Here is a 19,500-nt window from a genome sequence, read left to right as displayed (position 1 = left end):
TCGATGAGCCGTATCAGCTTCACCCACGCACAACTGCCGGCGCGCAAACGTATCGCCCTGGTGGCGCATGATCACTGCAAAGGCTTCCTGCTGGACTGGTGCGAACGTCAGCGCAACAAGCTTGCTCGCCATGAGCTGGTGGCCACCGGTACCACCGGCCTGCTGCTGAGCAAACGCCTGGGGCTACCGGTGGAAAGCATGATCAGCGGCCCGCTGGGCGGCGACCAACAGATCGGCGCGCGCATCGCCGAACAGCGCGTGGACATGCTGGTGTTCTTCTGGGACCCCTTCGAGCCGCAGCCACACGACCCGGACATCAAAGCCCTGCTGCGTGTAGCGGCGGTGTGGAACATCCCGGTCGCCTGCAACGAAAGCAGTGCCGACTACCTGCTCAGCAGCAGCCTGCTGGAGCAGCAGCACGAGTACCGTATTCCCGACTACCAGGCTTATCTGGCAGCACGCGGCTAGGATGTCGCGGGGCAACCTAGGCAGTGCGCACCGGGGAGCAGCAGCCATCGTTCAGGTGCGCACGGCGCACCCTACGTAACGCTGCCGTTATCCTCCGCTGCACCTGACTGCAGGCACGCGGCTAGAAATCCACCTTGCCCCGCCCCGCCTTGATCGCTCCGCGCTTGCTCTTGCCATCCAGGCGGCGCTTTTTCGAGCCGAGGGTCGGCTTGGTCGGGCGGCGCTTCTTTTCCACCTTGCCGGCACTGCGAATCAACTCGGCAAGACGCTCGAGAGCGTCGGCGCGATTCTGCTCCTGGGTGCGGTACTGCTGCGCCTTGATGATCACCACTCCATCAGCGGTGATACGGCTGTCGGCAAGCGTCAGCAGGCGCTCCTTGTAAAAGGGCGGCAGCGACGAAGCCTGACTATCGAAACGCAGATGCACCGCACTGGACACCTTGTTGACGTTCTGCCCGCCAGCGCCCTGGGCACGGATGGCGGTCAACTCGATTTCTTCATCGGGAAGGTGAACACTGTTGGAGACGATCAGCATGGCCATGATTTCTTGACGCTCATGGCCATCAGGATACCCGCCACAGCTGTAATCTTTGCTTGAAATTTCCCCACGGCATTCCCTCGGCGCCTCGGCTAACGTAGCGGCCTGTCATTTTCCGGAAGCATTCGATGGACTCCATAACCCAGGCGGTACTCGGCGCCAGCATCCAGGGCGCGTTGCTCGGTCGCTGGCAGGGCCGCAAGGCGCTGCTCTACGGAGCGATGCTCGCGACCGTTCCCGATCTGGACGTGGTCATGGAATACGGCGATGCCGTGGCCAACATGACCTACCACCGCGGTTTCAGCCACTCGCTGTTCGTCCTCAGCGGCTTTGCCCTGCTACTGACCTGGCTGGCCAGGCGCTTTCGCCCTCATCCCGGCTACTCGGCCAATCGCCTGTTGCTGACGCTATGGCTGGTGCTGATCACCCACCCACTGCTGGACGCCTTCACCAGCTACGGAACCCAGCTGTTCTGGCCGCTGATGCCGACACCCACGGCCTGGTCCAGCCTGTTCATCATCGACCCGCTGTATACCGTGCCGTTGATCGCTGCAGTGGTGATCAGCCTGTTCACCGGGCTACGCGAACAGAGTTGGCGCATACCCGCCGTAGCGCTGACGGTATCGACGCTGTACATCGGCTTCAGCCTGGCCGGCAAATTCATGGCCGAGCAGCGTGTGGAGCGCGAGCTGGCGCGCCAGGGCATCCAGGCCGAACAGCTGTTCACCACACCGACGCCGCTCAACACCCTGCTCTGGCGCGTCATCGTGCTCGATGGCGAGGATTACCACGAAGCGCTGGTCGGCTGGTTCGATGACGAACCGCCGCAACTGCAACGTTTGCCGCGCGGCACGCACCTGCGCGCGCAACTGACGGGCTCGCTCATGCACCAACGGCTGGATTGGTTCACCGGCGGCATGCTGCGCTACGACCAGGTTGATGGGCACTTGATCGTCACCGATCTGCGCCTGGGCATGACCGGCTTTCATCCCTTCCGCTTCGACTTCGCTCACCTGCAGGACAACAAATGGCAGGTCCACGATCCCATCGACCGCCTGCCCTTCGAGCGTGGCGAGGCCGAACACCTGGTCCTGCTGTTCAAACGCATCTGGCAGCCCGAACTGAAAGTGCCACTGCTGGCCTGGGCCGGCGAGCTACAGAAACCATTTTTAACTGAGACTCGCTCGCAGTAACGGCGTTACTATCGGGGTTTCCTCTTCCGAGGCAGGACGCCTGCAATGTTGTTTCGCCGCTTCGAATCCCTGATCGACGTCTTCAAGCCCAGCCCCGACGTCGCCCCGCCAACCGGCATGCTGCGCTTCTACGGCCACTACCTGAAAAAGGTGTGGCCGCTGATGCTGGCCGTGCTGGTGATTGGCTTCTTCGCCGCATTGATCGAAGTGGCACTGTTCAGTTTCCTCGGCCAATTGATCGACATGGCCCAGGCCAGCACGGATGCCAGCAGCTTCTTCAGCGAGCATCGAAACGCACTGCTGTGGATGCTGCTGGTGGCGCTGATCATCCGCCCCGTGGTGTTCGGTCTGCATAACCTGCTCACTCACCAGGCGGTCAATCCGGGCCTGACCAACCTGATCCGCTGGCAGAACCACCGCTACGTGCTCAAGCAGAGCCTGAGCTTCTTCCAGAACGACTTCGCCGGCCGCATCGCCCAGCGCGTGATGCAGACCGGCCCCTCATTGCGCGACTCGGCGATGCAGGTAATCGACGCACTGTGGCATGTGGTGGTCTATGCCGGCAGCGCGCTGTACCTGTTCGCCGCCGCCGACCTGCGCCTGGTGGTGCCGCTGGCCTTGTGGATCGTCGGTTACAGCGCGGCGCTGTGGTACTTCGTGCCGCGCATCAAAGCGCGCTCCGCTGCGGCGTCCTCGGCGCGCTCCAAGGTCATGGGTCGGGTGGTCGATGGCTACAGCAACATCGCCACGCTCAAGCTGTTCGCTCACTCACAGGAGGAAGAAAGCTACGCCCGTGAAGCCATGCAGGACCTGCTCGACAAATTCCGCCGGCAATCGCGCACCATCACCGCGCTGGACTTCCTGATCACCTGCCTCAACGGCATGCTGATCGTTGGCACCGGTGCTCTGGCCTTGTGGTTATGGAGCCAGGCACAGATCACCACTGGCGCTATCGCCCTGGCGCTGGGCCTGGTGATTCGCATCAACAACATGGCCGAATGGATCATGTGGGTGGTCAACGGCATTTTCGAGAACGTCGGCACCGTGCAGGACGGCATGCAAAGCATCGTTCAACCACGCCAGGTGCTCGACCGCGACGATGCCAAGCCGATCCAGGTGCAGCATGGCGGCGTGCGCTTCGACGACATCCACTTCCACTACGGTAAGCGCGGCGGCGTGATCGCCGGCCTCAGCATCGATATTCGTCCTGGCGAAAAGATCGGCTTGGTCGGCCCGTCCGGCGCCGGCAAGTCGACCCTGGTCAATCTGCTGCTGCGCCTATACGACCTGGAAAGCGGCAGGATCCTGATCGACGATCAGGATATCGCCACGGTGACCCAGGAGAGCCTGCGCGCCAATATCGGTGTGGTGACCCAGGACACCTCGCTTCTACATCGTTCGATTCGCGACAACCTGCGTTACGGCAAGCCCGCTGCCAGCGACGACGAACTCTGGGAAGCGGTACGCAAGGCGCGCGCCGATGCCTTCATCCCTACGCTCGATGACAGCCAGGGCGGGCGCGGCATGGATGCGCAGGTGGGCGAGCGCGGCGTGAAACTGTCCGGCGGTCAGCGCCAGCGCATTGCCATCGCCCGCGTGCTGCTCAAGGACGCGCCGATCCTGGTGCTGGACGAAGCCACCTCGGCGCTGGATTCAGAAGTTGAAGCGGCCATTCAGGAGAGCCTGGACAGCCTGATGGAAGGCAAGACGGTAATCGCCATCGCCCACCGCCTGTCGACCATCGCGCGGATGGATCGCCTGGTGGTGATCGACCAGGGGCAGGTCATCGAAACCGGCACCCACGCCGAGCTGATCGCCCGTGGCGGCCTGTATGCACGCCTGTGGCAGCACCAGACCGGTGGTTTCGTCGGGGTGGAATAACGGGAACGCCCCTCTCCCATAAATGGGAGAGGGGGCAGACTGTGCCTAAACGAAGCTATATTAGCCCAGCAGAACTACTCCGCAGCCGGCTTCTTGCGCTTGAGCGGCGCGCTGCCGTCGGCGCTGACCAGCACAGAAGGCTTGCCAGCCGGACGTGGACCGGTCTTGCGCTTGGATGCACTGGCCTTCTTCGGGTCTTTCTTCTCGGTCTTTTTCTTCTTGCTGCCAGCAGCCTTACCAGACGCCTTGAGGTTCTTCGGCCCCTGGTAAACGCCCTTGAGTTCCTTGATGGTACGGCGCTCGAAACGCTGCTTGAGGTAGCGTTCGATGCTCGACATCAGGTTCCAGTCGGTATGGCAGATCAGCGATACGGCCAGACCCTCGCCACCAGCACGGCCGGTACGACCGATGCGGTGCACGTACTCGTCACCGGAGCGCGGCATGTCGAAGTTGATCACCAGATCCAGGCCTTCGACGTCCAGGCCGCGCGCCGCCACATCCGTGGCCACCAGCACCTTGACCGCACCCTGGCGCAGACGGTCGATGGCCAGCTTGCGATCCTTCTGGTCCTTCTCGCCATGCAGCACGAACGCCTTGACTCCAGCGGTCACCAGCTTGCCGTAGAGACGGTCGGCCTGCACACGGGTGTTGGTGAAGACGATGGCCTTGTCGTAGGCCTCGTTGGTCAGCAACCAGTCGACCAGTTGTTCCTTGTGGTAGTTGTGGTCGGCCGTGATGATCTGCTGACGGGTACCCTCATTGAGCTGGCTGACGCTGTTGAGCATCAGGTGCTGTGGATCCTTGAGCACCTTGGCGACCATCTCGCGCAGGCCGTTGCCGCCAGTGGTGGCAGAAAACAGCAGGGTCTGGTGCGGGCCGCAGGCCTCGGCCAGGCGCTGGGCGTCCTCGGCGAAGCCCATGTCGAGCATGCGGTCGGCCTCGTCGAACACCAGCACTTCAACCTCGTCCAGCGGCAGGTTACCGGCGTTGGCGTGCTCGATCAGACGGCCAGGCGTACCGATCAGAATATCGATCTTGCGCATCATCGCGGCTTGCACCTTGAAGTCCTCGCCACCGGTCACCAGACCGGCCTTGAGGAAGGTGAACTGGCCGAAGCGCTCGACTTCCTTGAGCGTCTGCTGGGCCAACTCGCGGGTCGGCAGCAGGATCAACGCACGAATGCTCAGACGCTGCTTGGAGTTGCCATCACCGAGCAGGCGATTGAGCAACGGCAGGACGAAGGCGGCGGTCTTACCGCTGCCGGTCTGGGCGATCACCCGCAGGTCCTTGCCCTCCAGCGCAGGCGGAATCGCTGCCGCCTGCACCGGAGTTGGCTCGACGAAATTAAGCTCGGCCACGGCTTTCAGCAGGCGTTCATGCAGGGCGAATTGGGCAAACACGGGGGCACTACCTCAAAGAAATCGACAAAACGGTGCATAGCCTAACGGTTTCCGCCGTCGGGGCCGAATTTCTTTGCATATTCCACGTTCGGAGTAGGCACCATCCGCCAGTGAAACGGGCCTTAGAAGTGCACTATCTGCCGACAAGCGGTAAGGCGCGCGAAGAACTTGTCTCGGTGGCACCACTCCAATTTTCAGATGGCCCCCTCGAGGTGCAATGATGAACCCGTCACTGATCTATCACGTCACTTCCAGTCTTGATGGCTACATCGCTCGCCCCGATGGCCGCCTCGACTGGTTCGATTCACTGCGCAAGGCCGATGAAGAGTACGCCTTTCAGTACTTCTACTCCGGTATCGATGCCCTGCTGATGGGTCGTGGCACCTACGAGGCGCTGCTCAAGCGCGGCGGCCCCTGGCCCTATCCCGGCAAGCCCTGCGTGGTGCTGACGCGCCTCGCCCTGCCGCGTGCCACGGATGAAATCCAGCTGACTCACTGCACACCCGCACAAGCCGTGGTAGCACTGAACGAGGCCGGTTTCCAGCGTATCTGGTTGGTCGGCGGCAGCCTGCTGGCAGGAAACTGCTACACCGCCGGGCTGATCGACGAAGTGGTGATCAACCTGGTGCCGCACCTGCTCGGTGCCGGTATTCCAATGCTGGCGACCGGCATGGAACGCAGTCTGACGCTGAGCGACCAACGCCGCTTCACCAGCGGCACGCTGCAGGTGCACTATCAGGTGCAGAAGCAGGTTAGCCTGCCAAGGCAGATCCCCGCGCCGCGTATCAACGCGGCCTGAGGTTCTCGCGCTGCTGCTTGCGCAGCAGCCGAGCGCTGTCCCAACCGACCAGCAGCACAGCCACCCAGATCGGCAGGTAGGTCAACCATTGCCCCGCATCGAAGGTCTCGCCCAGCACCAGTAGCGCCACGGCGAACAACAGCACCGGCTCGACATAGCTAAGAATGCCGAATAGCCCCAAGGGTAGAAGCCGACTGGAGGCCATGTATGCAGCGAACGCCAGCGTACCGATCAACGCCATCACCGGCACCAGCAGCCACAGCAGCGGACGCTCGGCAAATGCACCGACGGGACCGTAGGTGACGATCAGCCAGATCGCCAACGGCGCCAGCATCAGCATCTCCAGCACGAAACCGGACAGCGCATCCAGGCGCATCCAACGACGCAGCATGAAGTAAGGCGGATACCCCAGCGCGGTGATCAGCGTCAGCCAGGAGAACGCCTGGGTACGCCACAGCTCGTGCAGCACGCCGAGCATGGCGCAGGTCACTGCCAGGCGCTGCAGCGGGCGCAGGCGCTCGCCATAGAACAGCCGGCCGGTCAGCACCATCGCCAGTGGCAGGAGGAAGTAGCCCATGGACACTTCCAGCATATGCCCTGCCAGCGGCGCCCAGAGAAACAGCCCCCACTGCACGCCGATCAGCGCCGCCGCCACTGGGCAGGCAGCCAACAGCAGCGGCTCGCGACGCAAGCGCACGAAGGTCTCGCGCAGCAAAGTGGTCTGCCGTGCCAGCACCACCAGCAGCAGGACCAAAGGAATAGACCAGAGCACGCGCTGAGCGAATATCTGCACGCCATCGAGCGGCGTCAGCCACTGCACGTAGCCTGGCAGCACGGCGAACAGCACCGAGGCGCCGACCGACAGCGCCACACCACGCCCGGACAGTTGCATCAGTGCACCTCGGCAGGCGTGCGGCGCGCACGCCCCAGATTGACCAGCGGCAGCGACGCCGCGATCACGGCACCGCCCAGGGCCAGGCGTAGCAGATCGGCGTCGTGATTCCAGATCAGCAGATTGACCAGTAATCCTGCCGGCACCAGCGCATTGTTCATCACCGCCAGGGTGCCGCCATCGACCAGGCTTGCGCCCTTGTTCCACCAGTACAGACCAAGGCCGGACGCCACCACGCCGAGCCAGGCCAGCACTCCCCACTGCAACGGGGTGCTCGGCAGACGCTCGCCGTTACCCAGCAGCAGGAACGCGGGCAGCGCGATCAGCAACGCGCCCAGGTAGAAGAAGCCGAAGCGCCGGTACTGTGGTTCACTCGAAGGATGTTTGAGCAACAGATGCTTGTACAGCACCTGCCCGGCAGCGAAGGTGAAGTTGGCGATCTGCAGCAATACGAAACCGAGCATGAAGCCGCTGCTGATACCGTCGTAGCGAATGATCCCCGCCCCGAACACCGCGACGAGGGCGGCGACTAGCGCCCAAGGGTTGAACCTGCGGTTCAGGGCATCCTCGATCAGCGTCACGTGCAGCGGCGTGAGGATGGTGAATAGCAGCACTTCCGGCACGGTCAGCACCGAGAAGCTGAGGTACAGGCAGACGTAGGTGATGCCGAACTGCAGCGCGCCGATCAGCAGCATGCCGCGCACGAAGGCCGGGGCATGTCCGCGCCAACGGGTCAGCGGCACGAACAGCAGACCGGCGATGACGATGCGCGTCAGCACCGCGAAGTAGCTGTCGACCCGACCGGCCAGGTACTCACCGATCAGGCTGAAGGAAACAGCCCACAGCAGGGTCACGATCAACAGATAGCGCATGGTCACCTCAGGAACAGGCGGCGACCTTAGCGCGTTCGTCACGGACGTACAATCGACAGCTGGCGAACCCCATCGGCCTCATGTGCAAGCCGTCGTCACTGGACAAGAGCGCGTCGCCAGAGCCACGTAAAAAAGCCGGTCATTGCTTGCGCAATGCCCGGCAGGAGCGCCCAGGAGCCCAGGCGCCAGGAGAGTGTCGGATCAGGCCACTTCAGCCAGCTTGGCCTTGGCCTGGGCCAGCCCTTTTTCGCTGAACTCGGCGCCCATGTTCAGGCCTTCGGCATGGATGAACTGGACGTCGTGGATACCGATGAAGGCCAGCGCCTGGCGCAAGTAGGGTTCCTGATGATCGAGGCCGCTGCCGGCATAAATGCCGCCTCGGGCGGTGAGCACGAAGGCACGCTTGCCGGTCAGCAGGCCCTGCGGGCCGGTATCGGTGTACTTGAAGGTGACGCCAGCACGCAGTACGTGGTCCAGCCAGGCCTTGAGGGTGCTGGGGATGGCGAAGTTGTACATCGGCGCAGCCAACACCAGCACATCAGCAGCCAGCAGCTCATCGGTCAGTTGATTGGAACGCGCCAGGGCAGCTTTCTCGGCGTCGCTCTGCTGCTCGCTCGGGGTCATCCAGCCACCCAGCAGGGTGGCGTCGAGGTGCGGCACCGGCTCAGCCGCCAGGTCACGTACCTGGATCTGGTCAGCCGGGTGCGCAGTCTGCCAATTGGCGATGAATTGCTGGGTCAGCTCGCGGGAGACCGAACCTTGCTGGCGGGCGCTGCTTTCGATTACGAGAATACGGGACATGTCTGAGGCTCCATCGAGGTGAACAAGAGTCGATGGAGCAAAGAATAGAGATGCTACTTTCGATTAAAAAGCGTAAATATCCGCTTACATATATCGACTAATTTGATTTATCGACTGGTCGCATCTAGGCTTTCATCACTTCAGGTTACAGGTCAGCTTGATCCGCAGACGAATCACGCTACGGGTGAACTTGACCGCCATGTTGTTGCTGGCGCCAGGCGCCAACACGGTACGCCGGATGCGCGGTGCCTCGGGGCCATTCTGGAACACGGCACTGCACTCGGCTTCGCTCTGGCCGTAGTTGTAGAGCATCAGCGCCGCCATGTTGTGGTCGATTTCCTGGGTGGTGGCGGAGACCTCGGCGCCATTGAACTGTTTTTCCACCTCGATGGGGTAGGCATGGGCAGCCAACGGCACACAGGCGAACAGCAAGCAGATTATTTTTTTCATCGGTGCTCTCCAACATGGGATCGCCAGTGTAGGTGGAGATCGTCGGCGATAACAGCCGACTCAGGCAGGATGATGTAATGAAAGCTCCTCGCGTAACCCTGGATCAATGGCGCACGCTGCAGGCCGTGGTGGATCAGGGCGGCTTCGCCCAGGCCGCCGACGTGCTGCACCGCTCGCAGTCCTCGGTCAGCTATACCGTGGCACGCATGCAGGAACAACTCGGCGTACCGCTGCTGCGCATCGACGGCCGCAAGGCCGTGCTCACCGAGGCTGGCGACGTGCTGCTGCGCCGCTCGCGGCAACTGGTCAAACAGGCCAGCCAGCTGGAAGACCTAGCTCATCACATGGAACAGGGCTGGGAAGCCGAAGTACGCCTGGTGGTGGATGCCGCCTACCCCACCGCCAATATCGTTCGCGCCCTAACCGCCTTCATGCCGCAGAGTCGCGGCTGCCGCGTACGCCTGCGCGAAGAGGTGCTGTCCGGGGTCGAGGAAGTGCTGCTCGAAGGCACTGCCGACCTTGCGATAAGTGCCCTGAACATCACCGGCCACCTCGGCATCGAGCTGGGCGAAGTGGAATTCGTCGCCGTCGCCAACCCGGAACATCCGCTGCACCGCCTGCAACGTGAGCTGAGTTTTCAGGACCTGGAAGGCCATATGCAGGTGGTCACCCGTGACTCCGGCCGCCTGCAACCACGCGACGCCGGCTGGCTGGGCGCGGAACAGCGCTGGACGGTAGGCAGCCTGCCGACCGCACGCACCTTCGTCAGTAGCGGCCTGGGCTTCGCCTGGCTGCCACGCCACCTGATCGTCCGCGAAGTGCAGGAGGGCCTGCTCAAACCCCTGCCGTTGGGCCAGGGCGCCATCCGCAATCCGCGCTTCTTCCTCTACAGCAACAAGGACCGTGTACTGGGCCCGGCCACGCAAATTCTCATCGAGCTGATCAAGAACTTCGACGCTGCCCCTCTGGATGCGCCCTTCGCCGCACCGCAGTCGACCAACTGAGAGCCCTGCCATGCCCTATTTCGACAACGATGGCTGCCAGTTGCATTACGAGGATTACGGCCACGGCGCGCCATTGCTGCTGGTCCACGGCCTGGGCTCGAGCACGCGCGACTGGGAATACCAGATTCCGGTACTCGCCCAGCACTACCGGGTGATCGCCCTCGACGTACGCGGCCACGGCCGTTCGGACAAACCGCGCGAGGCTTACCGCATTGCCGACTTCGCCGAGGATGTCGCCGCCCTGATCGAACACCTGCAACTAGCCCCCGTGCACCTGGTGGGCATCTCCATGGGCGGGATGATCGGCTTCCAGCTTGGCGTCGACCACCCGGAGCTGTTGCGCAGCCTGACCATCGTCAACAGCGGCCCGGAGGTGAAGGCCAAGAGCGCGCGCGACTGGCTGGAAATCGGCAAGCGCTGGACGCTGTCGCGCCTGCTGAGCCTGGAGACCATCGCCAAAGCGCTGGCCAAGCTGCTGTTCCCCAAGCCGGAACAGGCCGAGCTGCGGCGCAAGGTCGAAGAACGCTGGCCACAGAACGACAAGCGCGCCTACCTCGCCAGCCTCGACGCGATCATCGGCTGGGGCGTGCGGGAACGCCTCAAACGCATCACCTGTCCTACCCTGGTGATCACTGCCGATCGCGACTACACGCCAGTTGAACGCAAGCGCGAATACGTGGCAGAAATGCCCAATGCTCGCCTACTGGTCATCGAAAACTCGCGCCACGCCACACCACTGGATCAACCGGAACGCTTTAACAACGCCCTGCTCGCCTTCCTCGGCGAGACTGCCAACAAGGAAAACTGACCATCATGCTCAAGCAACTCGTTCTCGCCACTGGCGCCCTGCTGCTGTCCTCCAGCCTTCTGGCCGCCGACAACCCCAAGGTCCTGCTGACCACCAGCCTGGGTGAAGTGGAAGTGGAGCTGGCCGCCGACAAGGCGCCAATCAGCACGCAGAACTTTCTCAAATACGTCGACAGTGGCTTCTACAACGGCACCCAGTTCCACCGCGTGATTCCGGGGTTCATGGTTCAGGGCGGCGGCTTCGATGCCGACATGCGCCAGAAGGACACCAACGCACCGATCAAGAACGAGGCCGACAACGGCCTGCACAACGTTCGCGGCACCCTGGCCATGGCCCGCACGCAGGTGCGTGACTCGGCCACCAGCCAGTTTTTCATCAACCACAAGGACAACGCCTTCCTCGATCACAGCTCGCGCGACTTCGGCTATGCCGTTTTCGGCAAGGTGACCCGCGGCATGGACGTGGTGGACAAGATTGCCCAGGTGCCCACTGGCAACCGCGGCATGCACCAGAACGTACCGCGCGAACCAGTGCTGATCATCGACGCCAAGCGCCTGTAGGAGCAAATTCATTCGCGATTGGCCAATACGCATCGCGAATAAATTCGCTCCTACAACGACAAAGCCGCCCATTGGGCGGCTTTGTCGTTTAACGGCGGTGCTTACTTCTCGACGAAGGCGCGCTCGATCAGGTAATCACCCGGCTCACGCATGCGCGGGGAGATCTTCAGACCGAAGCTGTCGAGCACTTCGCTGGTCTCGTCGAGCATGCTCGGGCTGCCGCAGATCATGGCGCGGTCGTCCTGCGGATTGATCGGCGGCAGGCCGATATCGGCGAACAGCTTGCCGCTGCGCATCAGGTCGGTCAGACGCCCCTGATTCTCGAACGGCTCGCGAGTCACGGTGGGGTAGTAGATCAGCTTGTCCTTCAGCGCATCACCGAAGAATTCGTTCTGCGGCAGATGCTCGGTGATGAATTCGCGGTAGGCGACTTCGTTCACGTAGCGCACGCCGTGGACCAGGATCACCTTCTCGAAGCGCTCATAGGTTTCCGGGTCCTGGATCACGCTCATGAAAGGCGCCAGGCCGGTGCCAGTGCTGAGCAGATAGAGATGCTTGCCCGGATTGAGGTCATCGAGCACCAGGGTACCGGTAGGCTTCTTGCTGATGATGATCTCGTCGCCTTCCTTGAGGTGCTGCAACTGCGAGGTCAGCGGGCCGTCCGGCACCTTGATGCTGAAGAACTCCAGGTGCTCTTCCCAGTTCGGGCTGGCGATGGAATAGGCGCGCATCAGCGGGCGACCGCTATCCTGCTGCAGGCCGATCATCACGAACTGGCCATTCTCGAAGCGCAGGCCCGGGTCACGGGTGCACTTGAAGCTGAACAGCGTATCGTTCCAGTGGTGGACGCTGAGCACACGCTCGACGTTCATATTGCTCATGATGATTTCCTCGAAAAACTGCGACGCCGAAGGCGCGATTGCGCGGCATTCTATTCGCGGCAACAATATCTGTTAAGTGGATTATCAAGATATAGGTTATCGGTTATATAGATATGCGATTTACTCTCAGACAACTTCAGGTGTTCGTTGCCGTGGCGCAGCATGAAAGCGTCTCGCGCGCCGCGCAATCGCTCGCATTGTCGCAGTCTGCGACCAGCACTTCGCTGACCGAACTGGAACGCCAATCCGACTGCCAGCTGTTCGATCGCGCCGGCAAACGCCTGGCGCTCAACGCCCTGGGTCGGCAGTTGCTGCCCGAGGCAGTGGCCCTGATCGATCAGGCTCGCGAGATCGAGCGTTTGCTCGGCGGCAAAAGCGGTTATGGCTCGCTGCACGTCGGCGCCACGCTGACCGTGGGCAACTACCTGGCGACCTTGCTGATCGGCAGCTTCATGCAGCATCACCCCGAATGCCGGGTGAAGCTGCAAGTGCACAACACGGCTCATGTGGTGCAACAAGTCGCGCATTATGAGCTGGACCTCGGCTTGATCGAAGGCGACTGCCAGCACCCGGATATCGAGGTGCAACCCTGGGTCGAGGACGAGCTGGTGGTGTTCTGCGCGCCGCAGCACCCGCTGGCCCAGCGCGGCAGTGCCAGCCTGGAAGAGCTGACGCACGAAGCCTGGATCCTGCGAGAGCAAGGCTCAGGCACGCGACTGACCTTCGATCAGGCCATGCGTCATCACCCACGCAATCTGAATATTCGTCTGGAGCTCGAACACACTGAAGCGATCAAGCGTGCCGTGGAATCCGGCCTGGGCATCGGTTGCATCTCGCGCCTGGCGCTGCGCGACGCCTTTCGCCGTGGCAGCCTGATGCCGGTGGAAACCCCGGAGCTGGACCTGCGCCGGCAGTTCTACTTCATCTGGCACAAGCAGAAGTACCAGACGGCGGCCATGCGCGAGTTTCTCGAACAGTGTCGCGCGCTGACTACCGGAGTCAGTCGCAGTGATCAGATCGTACTGCCGCCGATCGTCTGAGCATCTCAGCCAAGGAGAATGACCGCCCAGACCGAGGCGATCATGCCCAGCGCCACGAACTGCGCGGCGCTACCCATGTCCTTGGCGTTCTTCGACAGCGGATGGCGCTCGAGGGAAATGCGGTCGATGGCTGCCTCGATGGCTGAATTGAGCAGTTCGACGATCAATGCCAGCAGACACACGGCGACCATCAGCGCACGCTCGCCTCGACTGACGTCGAGGACAAAGGCCGACGGAATCAGCACCAGATTCAGCAGCACCAGTTGACGAAAGGCCGCCTCACCGAGAAATGCCGCGCGCAGGCCATCAAGCGAATAGCTGGCGGCATTGAGGATACGTTTCAGGCCGGTTTGACCCTTGAATGGCGACATGCGCCTCACCCCTGCAGGAAGAGGCGCGCAGCTTACTGCATCTGCTGCGCGAGAACCTATATACGAGATCGCGAGCGCCAACGAGACAGGGCGAAAATAAGTCAGGATGTGGAGTTTGCTAGCTGCAAAATCACTTCGTTCGGACCCGGGCCGCTCTGCAGGGCGGTCGCCGCAACTAGCGGCTTTCCGAGCTTACTTTCAACACTGCAACACCCACTCGCAGCGATCGTCGATGGGTTCTCACTGCGTGGGAATCGATTCCATCTGCTGCAGCAGCAACGCCGCCTGGGTACGAGTACGCACGCCGAGCTTGCGGAAAATCGCCGTGACATGCGCCTTGACCGTCGCCTCGGAGACGCTCAGCTCGTAAGCGATCTGCTTGTTCAGCAGGCCTTCGCAGACCATGGTCAGCACACGAAATTGCTGCGGCGTGAGGCTGGCGAGACCGGCACTGGCGGCCTTGGCCTCTTCGGAAACTGGCGCGCCCTTCTCGGCCAACGCCGGCCACCAGGTGTCACCATCGAGTACCTGGCGCACGGCTTGCTGCAGCGTTTCCAGTGGGCTGGATTTGGGAATGAAGCCGCTGGCCCCGAACTCGCGGGAGCGGTTGACCACGCAAGCCTCTTCCTGAGCAGAGATCATCACCACCGGAATATGCGGATACTGACCGCGCAACAACACCAGCCCAGAGAAACCGTAGGCACCAGGCATGTTGAGATCGAGCAATACCAGGTCCCAATCGCCCTTGGTGGCCAGGTGGCCTTCGAGTTCGGCGATGCTGGCCGCTTCTACCAAGCGCACTTCAGGCCCCAGCCCCAGAGTCAGTGCTTGTTGTAGCGCGCTGCGAAACAACGGGTGGTCGTCGGCAATCAGGATTTCGTAGGCAGCCATTGGCAGATCCTGTTCTTGTTATGAGTGGCACTGAGGTAAGTATGGCAGTGCTTTTCGCCTGAAGACCCGCTCAAGCCTGCTCATTCAGCATCACAGACTCCCCACTCGGACCGACGGCGGCGCTCAGCATGCCGAGCTGTGACGGGGTGGTCAAGCGCAATGCTTTGCGGCAGGATGCGCAGCTTTCCCGCCGAGACGCTGCCAATGCGAAGCCAGGCCCTGCGCGCCGACCTGTTGATGCTGATTACCGCGATGATCTGGGGCAGTGCCTTCGTCGCCCAGCGTCTGGGCATGGATAATATCGGCCCCTTTCTTTATACCGGCCTGCGCTTCGCCCTCGCCTGCCTGGTGCTGCTGCCAGTGCTGGCCCTGCTGCAGCGCCGCCAGCAACGCCCTGCCGCCGCGCTGAATCGCAACCTGTTACTGGGCGGCGTGGTCATGGGTCTGGCGCTGTCACTGGGGATCAACCTGCAGCAGGTCGGCTTGCTGTTCACCACGGTGACCAACTCCGGTTTCATCACCGGCCTGTACGTGATCGTGGTGCCGATTCTCGGCCTGCTGATCGGCCAGCGCAGCAGCGCGGGCATCTGGTTGGGCGCCAGCCTGGCAGTGATCGGCATGTTCCTGCTCAGCGTCGGCGAAGGTTTCAGCGTAGCCTCCGGCGACTGGCTGCAGTTGGCCGGCGCCTTCGTCTGGGGGATTCACGTGTTGCTGGTGGGGTTCTTCGCCAGCCGCCACGATCCGCTACGCCTGGCATTCATCCAGTTCGCCACCTGCGCGGTGATCAGCCTGTTGCTGGCAGCGCTGTTCGAGACGGCAACGCTGGCCGGCATCCTGGCTGCCGGCCCGGCCATCCTCTACGGCGGCCTGTTCGGCGTGGCGGTGGGCTTCACCCTGCAAGTGGTAGCGCAGCAGCATGCCATCGCCTCGCATGCAGCGATCATTCTCTCGCTGGAAGCGGTGTTCGCGGCCATCGCCGGTGCTCTGCTGCTGGGCGAAGTGCTGGCAATACGCGGCTACCTGGGTTGCGCACTGATGTTTGGCGGCATGCTGCTGGCTCAGCTGTGGCCCAAGCCACTGCCCAGTGAACTCAGCGGTACGTCTGCAAACGCTGGTGCAGAGCGTCGTTGAGATCCAGCGGCAAACGGCGCTTGGCCGCCAGGTAGTGCTGGCTGAAAACGTCGAGGTAATCATCCAGCGCCTCACCGGCGCGCAGATCGCCAGCCAGCTCCAGACACATGGCGGCCACTTCGGCAGTACAGAGGTGCTCGCCGCGAGTGGAACGACGCAGGCGATAGCGCGATAGCTGCGCCGGCGTCAGGCTCAACACCGGCAGCGCATCCAGATAGGGGCTCTTGCGAAACATCTTGCGCGCCTCGGTCCAGGTAGCATCGAGCAGCACGAACAGCGGCCGCTTGCCAGGGGCCAGCGTCACCTCCTCGACCACGCGCTGCGGCGCCACGTACTCACCGGGAAAGACCAGATAAGGCTGCCATTTCGGATCGGCCAACAGTGCCAGCAACGCTGGCTCGACAGCAGTGCGTGTCCAACCGAAGGCGTGAGTTTCAGGCACCACATCAGCGATCAGCCAACCGGTATTGCTCGGTTTCAGTGCCTCGATATCGTGCATCACCAGGCACATTGCGGCATTGGCTTCGACCTGCGGGCGCCAGGCGCACAGGCAATGCGTCGGCTGCACCCGGCAATGCGGGCAGCGCTCGGCACGTGAGCCGCGGGCGACGAAAGGTTTCAGGCTGCGCGCCAGACGTTCGGTACGCAGGCGGGCAACGGCATGTGGGGCTGGATGGGTCATGGAGGGCGCGACAACGAACGGGGGCGCGATTCTACCACCCCCATTCGCTGCTCTGGCGCTCAGAACGTGTGGTTCAAGGCCAGGCCGATGAAATGGATACGGGTCTCGTACTCACCGGTGTAGTTGCCGCCGTTGCCGGTGCAGCGCACTCCGCTGTCCTGATACAGGCCACCGGCGCCCGGCACCCAGCCGGCAGGTGAACAGCCATCGCGGTAATCCATCTTGCCGCTGGAGAACTGCACGTAGCTGTAGGCCAGATCCACCGAGGTATCGGGCGTCACCTTGTAGTTGGCACCGAACGACAGCCAGTAGCGATCGGCATCGGGAAACGCCGGGTGACGCAACTGCGGCGAGCTGACCGGTGAGCGGTCATAGGCAACACCGGTACGCAGCAGCAGATCGTCGCTGTACTGGTAGTTCATGCCCAGAGAAATCTTGTAGCTGTCCTTCCAGTCCTGTTTGACGCTCAGATCGCCCTCGGTCACGCCGTTGAAGTAGGGATAGCCCGCCACCTGATCGATACCGATGCGCACCTCGTCGAGCCGCGAATGGCGGGTGAAGGTCAGGTCTGCCATCAGCGCCACCTTGTCGTTGAGCTGGTGGAAGGCGTTGAAGGAGAGCATCTCCGGTGTATCGATGGCGGTCTTCGCCTTGGAGTTGGGGTGCAGCCTGGAGCCGGCGAATTCACCGGGATTGATCCAGTTGTCTGGATCCAGCACCTGGCCCAAGGCATCGGCTGGCGGCAAGGTGATGATGCCAAGGTCGATGCCACCACTCAGATCGGTATCGGGCGAAGGCACACTGCCGGACACACCGGCGAAGCTCCATTTGGTCTCACCTTCCAGGGTGTGGCGAATGTTGGAGCGATAGGACACGCCAAAGCGCGTCGATTCGGTCGGTTCCCACATGTAACCGATATTCCAGCCAAAGCCCCAATCATCGCCCTTGACCCGGAAGTAGCCATCACCCTGAACGTTGTCGGAGAAATTCTTCGCCACGCAGTCGACGAAGGCATCATCAGTCTGACCGTTGCAATTACTGATCTCACTGGGTACATCGATGCCGTAAAGCAAGGGGATGGCGAACTGCCCAAGTGGCGAGGCCGCCAGCTCGGTCAGGCTCTGGTTCTCTTTGACGAACTGCCCCGCCAACTGCCTCGATGCACCTTTGACGTCCGCTGCACCGCGCTGCACCGACTTGATGTACTGCGCCGAGACACCGAAGCCAATGCTGTGGTGTTCGTTGAAGCGAAAGGCAATGCTCGGGTTGAAGGTCACCGTCTCCAGACTGGCCGACTGGATGCCATAGCGCCCGGCCCAGTCCTCCTTGTAATCGAGCTTGGCGCCGAACGGGGTGAAAATACCGAGGCCGACCGTCACCTGGTCGTTGATCTCGTGAGAGAAATAGAAGTTCGGTGCAGCCGCCGCATCAGGCAGAAACTCGCCCGCATCCCCCGACACCGGGTTGCCGAATACGTCACGGCTGCCCTTGTCCTCGTAATCGCCGTCTGGCAGCACAACGGTCAGGCCGGAGGTCACCTGCGTGCCCTTGAGCCGGGCCAGGCCGGCCGGGTTGTAGAAAATGGTCGAGGGGTCGGCGGCCTCGGCACCGTTGGCATGCGCCGAACCCTGCGCCGCCACTGACTGCGAACCAAAGTGATAACCGGATGCCTGCACCTGTGCGACAGGCAAAACCAGTAAACTGCCGACCATCACCCGCGATGGCCAGCGCCGAAAGAGCATTGTCATTGTTATTCTCCTGCACGCTGCTTGAACACCACGCAGCACGGCAAGCACCCGCGACAGACTTCAGGCAGGTCTGCGCGGGCAACGTCCGGCTGCAACGGCGGCTCAATGTCTGTGACGTGCAGGTTTGGCCGATGATCCCCGGCCTTTGGTCGTGGTGACGGACGGCGGCCAGAGGCCAGCATGTCCCCATCGGTAACACTTTGTTTCAGGCAGGCAATTGGCTACCAGCGCGAACATTCGCCCCGAAGCCCTGTCCAACCCTCGTCCACGTTTTCAGGAGTCACCCTACATGTTGCGTTACATCCTTCCCGCTCTCGCGCTCAGCCTGATGCTTCCCACTGCCCAGGCGGCTTCGCTGAAGGAAATGGAGCTGACTCGCACCCTGGAGCAGGTCGCCCGGCAAAGCAGCGAAGGTACGCCACGGGCGATCAACGAGGACATTCTCGATCAGGGCTACACCGTGGAGGGTCACACGCTGATCAACCACCTCAGCGTGCGTGAAGCGCATGCCGCGAAGATGCGCGGCAATCCCGACACCGTGCGTGCGCAACTGGCCGCCAGCGTCTGCCGCAACCCGGGCTACCGCAGCCTGCTGGCTCAGGGCGCACAGCTGCGCTACCAGTTCAGCGAATACCGCAGCAATCGCCCGGTCACCGTCGAAGTCTTCGACAAGAGCGACTGCGGTCTCTGAGCCGGGGCTAAGCTCAGCCCCTTTCCGCTCGGCGCTGCGCGTCATCGGCGCGCAGTTCGGCGAGCAAGGCCTCCATGTAGCGTGAACGCCGCACACCACCCTCCAGGCGGCGCGTACATTCGTCCTGCAAGCTCAGTTGGTTGGTTCGCGCTGCCTGTTGCAGCATGCGGTAGAGATCCGTTTCTATCTCCAGAATCAATCTGGGCATGCCTGCCCCTCCCTTCCTGTTGACCACACAGCAGACTCGACGTGGCGGATGAGGTTCCACCTGCCTGTCGGGGGCCATTCATCTTTCGCCCGTCAGCCTCAAGCAAAAATCCTCAGCAGCCATTGATGGCCAATTGATGCGCAACACCTGCAGTCGCCTGAGCCCAGCGCCTTGCGCTGCACTCCGCTGGC

General features: G+C 62.4%; 22 protein-coding genes. 10 read left to right on the top strand and 12 right to left on the bottom strand.

The window, feature by feature from the left end:
- The first annotated feature begins 3 nt into the window (after nt 1-3).
- Complete coding sequence (locus BM059_RS13835) at nt 4-468, top strand: methylglyoxal synthase (RefSeq protein ID WP_037004995.1); 465 nt, start codon at nt 4-6, stop codon at nt 466-468.
- 121 nt (nt 469-589) lie between these two features.
- Here the strand turns inward: BM059_RS13835 and arfB are convergent, their stop codons facing one another.
- On the bottom strand, nt 590-1,003 hold the full coding sequence (gene arfB / locus BM059_RS13830; protein ID WP_074676758.1) for an alternative ribosome rescue aminoacyl-tRNA hydrolase ArfB: 414 nt from the start codon (nt 1,001-1,003) through the stop codon (nt 590-592).
- A gap of 131 nt (nt 1,004-1,134) precedes the next feature.
- Here arfB and BM059_RS13825 point away from each other — a divergent pair, with 131 nt between their 5' ends.
- Together BM059_RS13825 and BM059_RS13820 are read left to right on the top strand one after the other, a co-directional pair.
- On the top strand, nt 1,135-2,199 hold the full coding sequence (locus tag BM059_RS13825; RefSeq protein ID WP_074939314.1) for a metal-dependent hydrolase: 1,065 nt from the start codon (nt 1,135-1,137) through the stop codon (nt 2,197-2,199).
- 45 nt (nt 2,200-2,244) lie between these two features.
- On the top strand, nt 2,245-4,080 hold the full coding sequence (locus BM059_RS13820) for an ABC transporter ATP-binding protein (RefSeq protein WP_074939313.1): 1,836 nt from the start codon (nt 2,245-2,247) through the stop codon (nt 4,078-4,080).
- 74 nt (nt 4,081-4,154) lie between these two features.
- On the opposite strand, the gene BM059_RS13815 is transcribed toward BM059_RS13820, so the two are convergent.
- Complete coding sequence (locus BM059_RS13815) at nt 4,155-5,480, bottom strand: DEAD/DEAH box helicase (RefSeq protein WP_037005001.1); 1,326 nt, start codon at nt 5,478-5,480, stop codon at nt 4,155-4,157.
- Nucleotides 5,481-5,700: 220 nt separating this feature from the next.
- On the opposite strand from BM059_RS13815, the gene BM059_RS13810 reads away from it, so the two are divergent.
- Nucleotides 5,701-6,279, top strand: coding sequence for a dihydrofolate reductase family protein (locus BM059_RS13810; protein ID WP_074939312.1), 579 nt, complete (start codon nt 5,701-5,703; stop codon nt 6,277-6,279).
- Here BM059_RS13810 and rarD read toward each other — a convergent pair.
- The 4 genes from rarD to BM059_RS13790 form a co-directional block, all read right to left on the bottom strand.
- Nucleotides 6,266-7,171 carry an EamA family transporter RarD gene (gene rarD / locus BM059_RS13805; protein ID WP_074939311.1) on the bottom strand — a complete coding sequence of 302 codons (906 nt, stop codon included), beginning with the start codon at nt 7,169-7,171 and terminating at the stop codon, nt 6,266-6,268. The genes BM059_RS13810 and rarD overlap by 14 nt on opposite strands.
- On the bottom strand, nt 7,171-8,043 hold the full coding sequence (locus BM059_RS13800) for a carboxylate/amino acid/amine transporter (RefSeq protein ID WP_074939310.1): 873 nt from the start codon (nt 8,041-8,043) through the stop codon (nt 7,171-7,173). The genes rarD and BM059_RS13800 overlap by 1 nt, the downstream gene beginning before the upstream one ends.
- A 201-nt stretch (nt 8,044-8,244) precedes the next feature.
- Nucleotides 8,245-8,844: an FMN-dependent NADH-azoreductase gene (locus BM059_RS13795; protein ID WP_074939309.1), complete on the bottom strand. Its 600-nt coding sequence runs from the start codon at nt 8,842-8,844 to the stop codon at nt 8,245-8,247.
- Nucleotides 8,845-8,979: 135 nt separating this feature from the next.
- Nucleotides 8,980-9,294, bottom strand: a complete 315-nt coding sequence (locus tag BM059_RS13790; RefSeq protein WP_074939308.1) for a 3-phosphoglycerate kinase — start codon at nt 9,292-9,294, stop codon at nt 8,980-8,982.
- 77 nt (nt 9,295-9,371) lie between these two features.
- On the opposite strand from BM059_RS13790, the gene BM059_RS13785 reads away from it, so the two are divergent.
- The 3 genes from BM059_RS13785 to BM059_RS13775 are packed head-to-tail and all read left to right on the top strand — an operon-like array spanning nt 9,372 to nt 11,666.
- Nucleotides 9,372-10,298: a LysR family transcriptional regulator gene (locus BM059_RS13785; protein WP_037005014.1), complete on the top strand. Its 927-nt coding sequence runs from the start codon at nt 9,372-9,374 to the stop codon at nt 10,296-10,298.
- 10 nt (nt 10,299-10,308) lie between these two features.
- Nucleotides 10,309-11,106 (top strand): alpha/beta fold hydrolase, encoded by a 798-nt coding sequence (locus tag BM059_RS13780; RefSeq protein ID WP_074939305.1) that lies wholly within the window; start codon nt 10,309-10,311, stop codon nt 11,104-11,106.
- A gap of 5 nt (nt 11,107-11,111) precedes the next feature.
- Complete coding sequence (locus tag BM059_RS13775) at nt 11,112-11,666, top strand: peptidylprolyl isomerase (protein ID WP_037005019.1); 555 nt, start codon at nt 11,112-11,114, stop codon at nt 11,664-11,666.
- Nucleotides 11,667-11,767: 101 nt separating this feature from the next.
- Here BM059_RS13775 and fpr read toward each other — a convergent pair whose 3' ends face one another.
- Nucleotides 11,768-12,547, bottom strand: a complete 780-nt coding sequence (fpr, locus tag BM059_RS13770; protein WP_037005020.1) for a ferredoxin-NADP reductase — start codon at nt 12,545-12,547, stop codon at nt 11,768-11,770.
- Between the two features lie 113 nt (nt 12,548-12,660).
- Between fpr and BM059_RS13765 the strand changes: the two genes are divergently transcribed.
- On the top strand, nt 12,661-13,587 hold the full coding sequence (locus BM059_RS13765) for a LysR family transcriptional regulator (RefSeq protein ID WP_037005022.1): 927 nt from the start codon (nt 12,661-12,663) through the stop codon (nt 13,585-13,587).
- A 5-nt stretch (nt 13,588-13,592) separates the two neighbouring features.
- On the opposite strand, the gene BM059_RS13760 is transcribed toward BM059_RS13765, so the two are convergent.
- Both BM059_RS13760 and erdR read right to left on the bottom strand, forming a co-directional pair.
- The gene (locus BM059_RS13760; RefSeq protein WP_037005024.1) at nt 13,593-13,958 is read right to left on the bottom strand and encodes a diacylglycerol kinase; all 366 of its coding nucleotides are present in this window, start codon (nt 13,956-13,958) and stop codon (nt 13,593-13,595) included.
- Between the two features lie 240 nt (nt 13,959-14,198).
- Nucleotides 14,199-14,849, bottom strand: coding sequence for a response regulator transcription factor ErdR (gene erdR, locus BM059_RS13755; RefSeq protein ID WP_074939303.1), 651 nt, complete (start codon nt 14,847-14,849; stop codon nt 14,199-14,201).
- Between the two features lie 204 nt (nt 14,850-15,053).
- Here erdR and BM059_RS13750 point away from each other — a divergent pair, with 204 nt between their 5' ends.
- The gene (locus BM059_RS13750) at nt 15,054-15,980 is read left to right on the top strand and encodes a DMT family transporter (RefSeq protein WP_074939301.1); all 927 of its coding nucleotides are present in this window, start codon (nt 15,054-15,056) and stop codon (nt 15,978-15,980) included.
- Here the strand turns inward: BM059_RS13750 and BM059_RS13745 are convergent.
- Both BM059_RS13745 and BM059_RS13740 read right to left on the bottom strand, forming a co-directional pair.
- Nucleotides 15,940-16,662, bottom strand: a complete 723-nt coding sequence (locus tag BM059_RS13745) for a tRNA-uridine aminocarboxypropyltransferase (protein ID WP_074939299.1) — start codon at nt 16,660-16,662, stop codon at nt 15,940-15,942. The genes BM059_RS13750 and BM059_RS13745 overlap by 41 nt on opposite strands.
- A gap of 59 nt (nt 16,663-16,721) precedes the next feature.
- Nucleotides 16,722-18,410: an OmpP1/FadL family transporter gene (locus BM059_RS13740; RefSeq protein WP_083413278.1), complete on the bottom strand. Its 1,689-nt coding sequence runs from the start codon at nt 18,408-18,410 to the stop codon at nt 16,722-16,724.
- A 289-nt stretch (nt 18,411-18,699) separates the two neighbouring features.
- Between BM059_RS13740 and BM059_RS13735 the strand changes: the two genes are divergently transcribed.
- The gene (locus tag BM059_RS13735) at nt 18,700-19,101 is read left to right on the top strand and encodes a quorum-sensing-regulated virulence factor family protein (RefSeq protein ID WP_037005034.1); all 402 of its coding nucleotides are present in this window, start codon (nt 18,700-18,702) and stop codon (nt 19,099-19,101) included.
- A gap of 13 nt (nt 19,102-19,114) precedes the next feature.
- Here BM059_RS13735 and BM059_RS13730 read toward each other — a convergent pair whose 3' ends face one another.
- On the bottom strand, nt 19,115-19,309 hold the full coding sequence (locus BM059_RS13730; RefSeq protein ID WP_037005036.1) for a hypothetical protein: 195 nt from the start codon (nt 19,307-19,309) through the stop codon (nt 19,115-19,117).
- Nucleotides 19,310-19,500: the final 191 nt, after the last annotated feature.

This window comes from Ectopseudomonas composti (assembly GCF_900115475.1).
GTDB lineage: Bacteria > Pseudomonadota > Gammaproteobacteria > Pseudomonadales > Pseudomonadaceae > Aquipseudomonas > Aquipseudomonas composti.
The sequence above is the reverse complement of the archived record's forward strand: the minus strand, read 5'-3'. Positions and strand labels throughout refer to the sequence as shown.

Coding starts and splice junctions, on each gene's coding strand:
- arfB (WP_074676758.1), bottom strand. CDS start 1,003: ATGCTGATCGTCTCCAACAGTGTTCACCTTCCCGATGAAGAAATCGAG.
- BM059_RS13810 (WP_074939312.1), top strand. CDS start 5,701: ATGAACCCGTCACTGATCTATCACGTCACTTCCAGTCTTGATGGCTAC.
- BM059_RS13795 (WP_074939309.1), bottom strand. CDS start 8,844: ATGTCCCGTATTCTCGTAATCGAAAGCAGCGCCCGCCAGCAAGGTTCG.
- fpr (WP_037005020.1), bottom strand. CDS start 12,547: ATGAGCAATATGAACGTCGAGCGTGTGCTCAGCGTCCACCACTGGAAC.
- BM059_RS13750 (WP_074939301.1), top strand. CDS start 15,054: ATGCGAAGCCAGGCCCTGCGCGCCGACCTGTTGATGCTGATTACCGCG.
- BM059_RS13790 (WP_074939308.1), bottom strand. CDS start 9,294: ATGAAAAAAATAATCTGCTTGCTGTTCGCCTGTGTGCCGTTGGCTGCC.
- BM059_RS13785 (WP_037005014.1), top strand. CDS start 9,372: ATGAAAGCTCCTCGCGTAACCCTGGATCAATGGCGCACGCTGCAGGCC.
- rarD (WP_074939311.1), bottom strand. CDS start 7,171: ATGCAACTGTCCGGGCGTGGTGTGGCGCTGTCGGTCGGCGCCTCGGTG.
- BM059_RS13745 (WP_074939299.1), bottom strand. CDS start 16,662: ATGACCCATCCAGCCCCACATGCCGTTGCCCGCCTGCGTACCGAACGT.
- BM059_RS13825 (WP_074939314.1), top strand. CDS start 1,135: ATGGACTCCATAACCCAGGCGGTACTCGGCGCCAGCATCCAGGGCGCG.
- BM059_RS13740 (WP_083413278.1), bottom strand. CDS start 18,410: ATGACAATGCTCTTTCGGCGCTGGCCATCGCGGGTGATGGTCGGCAGT.
- erdR (WP_074939303.1), bottom strand. CDS start 14,849: ATGGCTGCCTACGAAATCCTGATTGCCGACGACCACCCGTTGTTTCGC.
- BM059_RS13780 (WP_074939305.1), top strand. CDS start 10,309: ATGCCCTATTTCGACAACGATGGCTGCCAGTTGCATTACGAGGATTAC.
- BM059_RS13730 (WP_037005036.1), bottom strand. CDS start 19,309: ATGCCCAGATTGATTCTGGAGATAGAAACGGATCTCTACCGCATGCTG.
- BM059_RS13760 (WP_037005024.1), bottom strand. CDS start 13,958: ATGTCGCCATTCAAGGGTCAAACCGGCCTGAAACGTATCCTCAATGCC.
- BM059_RS13775 (WP_037005019.1), top strand. CDS start 11,112: ATGCTCAAGCAACTCGTTCTCGCCACTGGCGCCCTGCTGCTGTCCTCC.
- BM059_RS13735 (WP_037005034.1), top strand. CDS start 18,700: ATGTTGCGTTACATCCTTCCCGCTCTCGCGCTCAGCCTGATGCTTCCC.
- BM059_RS13820 (WP_074939313.1), top strand. CDS start 2,245: ATGTTGTTTCGCCGCTTCGAATCCCTGATCGACGTCTTCAAGCCCAGC.
- BM059_RS13800 (WP_074939310.1), bottom strand. CDS start 8,043: ATGCGCTATCTGTTGATCGTGACCCTGCTGTGGGCTGTTTCCTTCAGC.
- BM059_RS13835 (WP_037004995.1), top strand. CDS start 4: ATGAGCCGTATCAGCTTCACCCACGCACAACTGCCGGCGCGCAAACGT.
- BM059_RS13765 (WP_037005022.1), top strand. CDS start 12,661: ATGCGATTTACTCTCAGACAACTTCAGGTGTTCGTTGCCGTGGCGCAG.